This window comes from Blastococcus sp. SYSU DS0552, assembly GCF_054050815.1.
In genome coordinates this window covers 1-6,161 of record NZ_JBJHAB010000038.1, presented here as the reverse complement: position 1 = coordinate 6,161, position 6,161 = coordinate 1, and the positions used below count along the sequence as shown (strand labels likewise).

The 6,161-nt window shown below is 72.2% G+C and carries 3 protein-coding genes and 1 pseudogene; all 4 read left to right on the top strand.

Annotated elements, in window-relative coordinates:
- The first annotated feature begins 153 nt into the window (after nt 1-153).
- The 4 genes and pseudogenes from ACI8AG_RS20350 to nrfD all read left to right on the top strand — a co-directional run bounded on the left by ACI8AG_RS20350 (nt 154) and on the right by nrfD (nt 6,076).
- Nucleotides 154-414, top strand: coding sequence for a hypothetical protein (locus ACI8AG_RS20350; protein ID WP_456598476.1), 261 nt, complete (start codon nt 154-156; stop codon nt 412-414).
- Between the two features lie 141 nt (nt 415-555).
- Nucleotides 556-3,855 (top strand): annotated as a pseudogene (gene fdh, locus ACI8AG_RS20345) (formate dehydrogenase).
- Nucleotides 3,856-3,966: 111 nt separating this feature from the next.
- The gene (locus ACI8AG_RS20340) at nt 3,967-5,028 is read left to right on the top strand and encodes a 4Fe-4S dicluster domain-containing protein (RefSeq protein WP_456598475.1); all 1,062 of its coding nucleotides are present in this window, start codon (nt 3,967-3,969) and stop codon (nt 5,026-5,028) included.
- A gap of 1 nt (nt 5,029) precedes the next feature.
- Nucleotides 5,030-6,076, top strand: coding sequence for an NrfD/PsrC family molybdoenzyme membrane anchor subunit (gene nrfD / locus ACI8AG_RS20335; protein ID WP_456598474.1), 1,047 nt, complete (start codon nt 5,030-5,032; stop codon nt 6,074-6,076).
- The last annotated feature ends 85 nt before the right edge of the window (nt 6,077-6,161 follow it).

Here is a 6,161-nt window from a genome sequence, read left to right as displayed (position 1 = left end):
TTCGCGGCCGCGGCCGCGCCGCGCGCGTGGGGCCGCAAGCGGGCCCCGCCGGCCCCGCCGCCCCCGGCGGCCGGGGGGGGCCCGCCGCCCCCCCCCCCCCCCCCCCCCCCCCCCCCCCCCCCCCCCCCCCCCGACCGGGTCGACGGCCTGCAGATGAGCGTGCAGTCCTGCGCCACGCCGTGGACGAAGGCGGGCGGGGGCTGGTCGTGCGGCGGCGCCGTGACCGACTTCTACGCCGGCCCGATCGTCATGGACGAGGCGCTCGCCGGCGCCGCGAGCCGGCGGCCCGGCGGGGTGGACCACCTGCTGACCACGGTCTCGTTCCCGTCGACGGCCGGTGACGAGCTGCGCCGGCAGTCCAGCACCTTCACCTTCACCTTCACCGCGACGCAGCGCGACGGCGCCGCGCGCTGACCCGGCGACCGCGCGGGCGGGTACCGGGCCCACGGGGGGCCCGGTCCCCGCCCGCGCGGCCGTCCGCAACCGCCCGTTGCGGACGGTCCCGATCCGGTGCCCGGGCCTGTCGGCGCGCCGCGCGGGACGCCGGATGGCAGAGTGACGCAGGTGAAGACCTGGCTCGACAGCTGGCCGGTGTACCGCCAGCTCACCGGCTCCGACCCGCTGGGCCGTGGCAAGGCCGCGCGAAGCAAGGCCACCGAGGCCACCGTGTCGCGCACCGCCACCGCTGACCGCGTCGTGAAGAGCGTCTGCCCGTACTGCGCCGTCGGCTGCGCGCAGAACGTGTACGTGAAGGACGAGCAGATCGTCCAGATCGAGGGCAACCCCGACTCGCCGGTCAACCGCGGGCGGCTGTGCCCCAAGGGCAGCGCGAGCAAGCAGCTGGTCACCAGCCCGACCCGGGTCACCACGGTCAAGTACCGCCGCCCGTTCGGGACGGAGTGGGAGGACCTCGACCTCGACACGGCGATGGAGATGATCGCCGACCGCGTCCTGGAGGCACGCCGCAAGGGCTGGCAGGACGAGGACGGCGGGAAGCGCGTCAACCGCACCATGGGGATAGCGAGCCTCGGAGGGGCGACCCTCGACAACGAGGAGAACTACCTCATGAAGAAGCTCTACAGCGCCCTCGGCGCCATCCAGATCGAGAACCAGGCGCGCATATAGCACTCCTCCACGGTGCCCGGTCTGGGTGCCTCGTTCGGTCGTGGTGGCGCCACGAACACCCAGCAGGACCTCGCGAACGCCGACTGCATCGTCATCGAGGGCTCCAACATGGCCGAGTGCCACCCGGTGGGGTTCCAGTGGGTGGCCGAGGCCAAGGCGCGCGGCGCGAAGATCGTGCACATCGACCCGCGGTTCACCAGGACCAGTGCGATAGCCGACCTGCACGTGCCGCTGCGGATGGGCAGCGACATCGCCTTCCTCGGCGGCCTGATCAGGTACGTGCTCGACAACGAGCTGTACTTCAAGGAGTACGTCACCGCCTACACGAACGCCGCCGCGCTCATCGGCGAGGAGTTCGTCGACGCGGAGGACCTCGGCGGCCTGTTCTCCGGCTTCGACCCGGAGACGAGCACCTACGACGAATCCAGTTGGCAGTACGAGCTCGAGGAGCCGGCGCAGTCGGGTGCCGACGACCCGGCCGAGGCCGCGGAGCAGGACCGGACCGACGACGACCCGTCGGTCACGAGGTCCGACCGCGCGCAGGCGGCCGGCAGCGGCGGGCCGCCGATCCCGGGCAAGCCCAAGCGCGACGAGACGTTGCAGCACCCGCGCTCGGTGTTCCAGATCCTCAAGCGGCACTACGCCCGCTACACCCCCGAGATGGTGTCCGAGGTCTGCGGCATCGAGCCGGAGGTCTTCGAGCAGGTCGCGCGGTGGGTCACCGAGAACAGCGGCCGCGACCGGACGACGGCGTGGGTGTACTCGGTGGGCTGGACGCAGCACAGCGTCGGCGCGCAGTACATCCGCACCTGCTCGATCCTGCAGCTCCTGCTGGGCAACATCGGCCGCCCCGGCGGCGGGATCATGGCGCTGCGCGGGCACGCCAGCATCCAGGGCTCGACCGACATCCCGACGCTGTACAACATCCTGCCGGGCTACCTCCCGATGCCCCACGCGCTGCAGCACGACGACCTCGACGACTACGTCGCCGACGCCGCCGGCAAGGCGGGCTTCTGGGGCAACAAGCGCGCCTACATGACCAGCCTGCTCAAGGCGTGGTGGGGCGACGCGGCGACGGCGGAGAACGACTTCTGCTTCGACTACCTGCCCAGGATCAACGGCGACCACAGCTCCTACCGCTCGATCGCCGACATGATCGAGGGCAAGGTCTCCGGCTACTTCCTGGTCGGGGAGAACCCCGTGGTCGGGCACCCCAACGGCCGGATGAACCGGTTCGGCCTGGCCAACCTCGACTGGCTGGTCGTCCGCGACCTGCAGTTGATCGAGTCGGCGACCTTCTGGCAGCAGGCGCCGGAGATCGAGACCGGCGAGCTGGCGCCCGAGACCATCGGCACCGAGGTCTTCTTCATGCCGGCGGCGACCCACGTGGAGAAGGAAGGCACCTTCACCCAGACCCAGCGGATGCTGCAGTGGCGGGACAAGGCGGTCGAGCCGCCGGGCGACGCCCGCAGCGACCTGTGGTTCTACTTCCACCTCGGCCGCATCCTCCGCGAGCGGCTGAAAGACTCGACCGACCCGCGCGACCGCCCGCTGCTGGACCTCACCTGGGACTATCCGGTGCACGGCGAGCGGTTCGAGCCGGACGCCGACGCGGTGCTGCGCGAGATCAACGGCTTCGGCCCCGACGGTCAGCTGCTGAACTCCTACATGCAGATGAAGGACGACGGCTCGACGACCGGCGGCTGCTGGATCTACTGCGGCGTCTACGCCGACGGCGTCAACCAGGCCCGTCGGCGCAGGCCGGCGGCCGAGCAGGGCCCCGCGGCCCCCGAGTGGGGCTGGGCCTGGCCGCTCAACCGCCGTGTCCTCTACAACCGTGCCTCGGCCGATCCCGACGGCAAGCCGTGGAGCGAGCGCAAGAAGTACGTGTGGTGGGACGAGGCGGCCGGCGAGTGGACCGGTCTCGACGTCCCCGACTTCGAGAAGAACAAGCGCCCCGACTACGTGCCGCCCGACGACGCTCGGGCGCAGGACGCGCTGCGCGGCGACGACCCGTTCGTCATGCAGGGCGACGGGAAGGGCTGGCTCTACGCGCCGGCCGGCCTGGTGGACGGGCCGCTGCCGACGCACTACGAGCCGGCGGAGTCGGTCGTCGGGAACGCGCTGTACGAGGTGCAGGCGAACCCGACGATCGAGCGGATCCCGGGTCCGTGGAACCGGGAGAACCCGTCGCGCAGCGACGTCTTCCCGTTCCAGGTGACCACCTACCGGCTCACCGAGCACCACACCGCGGGCGCGATGAGCCGCACGCTCCCCTACCTGGCGGAGCTGCAGCCGGAGTTCTTCGTCGAGGTGAGCCCGGAGCTGGCCCGGCTGCGCGGCCTGACCAACGGCGGCTACGCCACGCTGGTCAGCGCCCGGACGGCGATCGAGGCGAAGGTGCTGGTCACCGAGCGGATGCGGCCCATCAGGTTGCGCAACGGCACGGTCGTGCACCAGATCGGCATGCCGTACCACTGGTCCTACAGCGGCATCTCCACCGGGGATTCCGCCAACGACCTGCTCGGCATCGTGCTCGACGCCAACACCCACATCCAGGAGGACAAGGTCAGCACCGCCGACATCGTGCCGGGACGACGCCCGCGCGGCCCGGAGCTGCTCGACTTCGTGGAGAGCTACCGCCGGCGGGCCGGGGTGGAGTCGGGCCGGGTGGGGCTCAACGGCCGCGACCCGGTGGCCGCCGAGGCCGGGGAAGGGTCCACGCAGTGACCGGCGGGATCGCGATGATCAGGTCAGCTGATCGTTCCGGGTCCTGCTCAGCGCCGGTCGTGAGCCAGGACCCGTCATGGTGAGCCAGGACGACGTGCGGGAGGCAGCGAGATGACGATCAGCTCGGCGAGCCCGGCCTTCACCGGCCGCGACCCGGAGAACCGGCTGTTCGGCCCGCTGCCCGACGTCTCGGCCGAGGCCGGCTACGAGGAGGAGCACCCCAAGCGGGTGGGCTTCTTCACCGACACCTCGGTCTGCATCGGCTGCAAGGCCTGCGAGGTGGCGTGCAAGGAGTGGAACACGCTCCCGATGGACGACTCCCACGGCGTCCGCGATGCCCTGGGCCTGTCCGGCATGTCCTACGACAACACCGGGCAGCTGGGCGCGAACTCCTGGCGGCACGTGGCGTTCATCGAGCAGAGCCGCGCCGTCGACCTGCCGATGCCCACCTTCGGCCGGCCGGGCGACGACCGGCAGGGCAGCGGACCGTCGCCGGCGGTCGCCGGGGACGACGTGAGCCTCGCGAACGCCCAGCAGAGCGTGCTCAACGCCGAGGCGCTCAGCGAGTTCGACCCGCAGACCGGCCAGACCGGCGCGGACAAGCAGATCCGCTGGCTGATGAGCTCCGACGTCTGCAAGCACTGCACGCATGCCGGGTGCCTCGACGTCTGCCCGACGGGGGCGCTGTTCCGCACCGAGTTCGGCACCGTGGTCGTGCAGGGTGACATCTGCAACGGCTGCGGCTACTGCGTGGCGGCCTGCCCCTACGGCGTGATCGACCAGCGCAAGGACGACGGCCGGGTCTTCAAGTGCACGATGTGCTACGACCGGCTCACCGACGGGCTGGAGCCGGCGTGTGCCACGGCGTGCCCGACGCAGTCGATCCAGTTCGGTGACCTCGACGAGCTGCAGGCCCGCGCGGACGCGCGGCTGGCGACGCTCAAGGCGCAGGGCGTGGAGACCGCCCGGCTCTACGGCCGCGACGAGAACGACGGCGTCGGCGGCGACGGGGCCTTCTTCCTGCTGCTCGACGAGCCGGAGGTCTACGGACTGCCGCCGGACCCGGTGGTCACCACCCGTGACCTGCCGGCGATGTGGAAGGCGGCCGGCAAGGCCGCGGCGATGATGGTCGGGGTCGCCGTCACGGCGATCATCGGCTCGCGGCGGAGGTGACATGACCGGCGGTATCACCAGCCCGGGCTCGGGGTGGCGCCAGGCCGACCAGGGCCCGGCGGTGCAGCGGACGGACAAGAAGCGCCGCAAGCGCGGCGGGGGCCGGGGTCGCGGCGAGGTCGCGATGGTCGACGACGTCGAGTTCACCTCGTACTACGGCCGGCAGATCGTGAAGACGCCGGTGTGGAAGACGCCGGACGTGCCGCTCTACCTGTTCCTGGGTGGGGCGGCCGGCTCGTCGGCGATCCTCGGCGCGCTGGCCGACGTCACCGACCGCCCGGCGCTGACCCGGGTGTCGCGGTACACCGCGGGCGCCGGGTCGATCCTGTCGGTGGTCTTCCTCATCCACGACCTGGGGCGGCCGGAGCGGTTCCTGCACATGCTGCGGGTGCTCAAGCCGACGTCGCCGCTGTCGGTGGGCACCTACATCCTGGCGCCGTTCAGCGCGGCGGCCGGCGCGACGGCGGCGGTGGAGCTGCTGGGCTGGTTCCCGCGGCTCAAGCGCTTCGGCGGCGCGGTGGCGGCGCTGTTCGGCGGGCCGCTCGCTACCTACACCGGCGTGCTGCTGGCCAACACCGCGGTGCCGTCGTGGCACGCGGCGCACACCCAGCTGCCGTTCGTCTTCGGCGGCTCGGCGATGGCCGCCGGTGGGGGCATCACGATGGTGTTCACGCCGGTGGAGGAGGCGGCGCCGGCGCGGAAGATGGCGATGGCCGGGGCGGCGATCGAGCTGGCCGCGATGCACAAGGTCGAGAACGACCACGGCATCCTCAGCGAGCCGTTCCACGAGGGGCGGCCCGGGAAGCTGATGCGGGCGGCGCAGGCGTGCACCGCGGTGGGCGCCGGGCTGACGGCGGTGGCCGGGCGGAAGCGGTGGGGCGCGGTCGCCTCGGGCACGCTGCTGGCGGCCGGCTCGCTGCTCACCCGGTTCGGCGTCTTCGAGGCGGGCATCGCCAGCACCAAGGACCCGAAGTACGTCGTGATCCCGCAGAAGGAGCGGCTGGCCGCCCGCGAGGCCGCCGACCACGCCTCGACCACGACCAGCTGAGCCGTCGAGGGGCACGCGCCGGTCGATCGCCTGGCAGTTGCCGGATGCCGTCCGCGGCCCGGCGGCGTGGCGGGCACGCCACGCC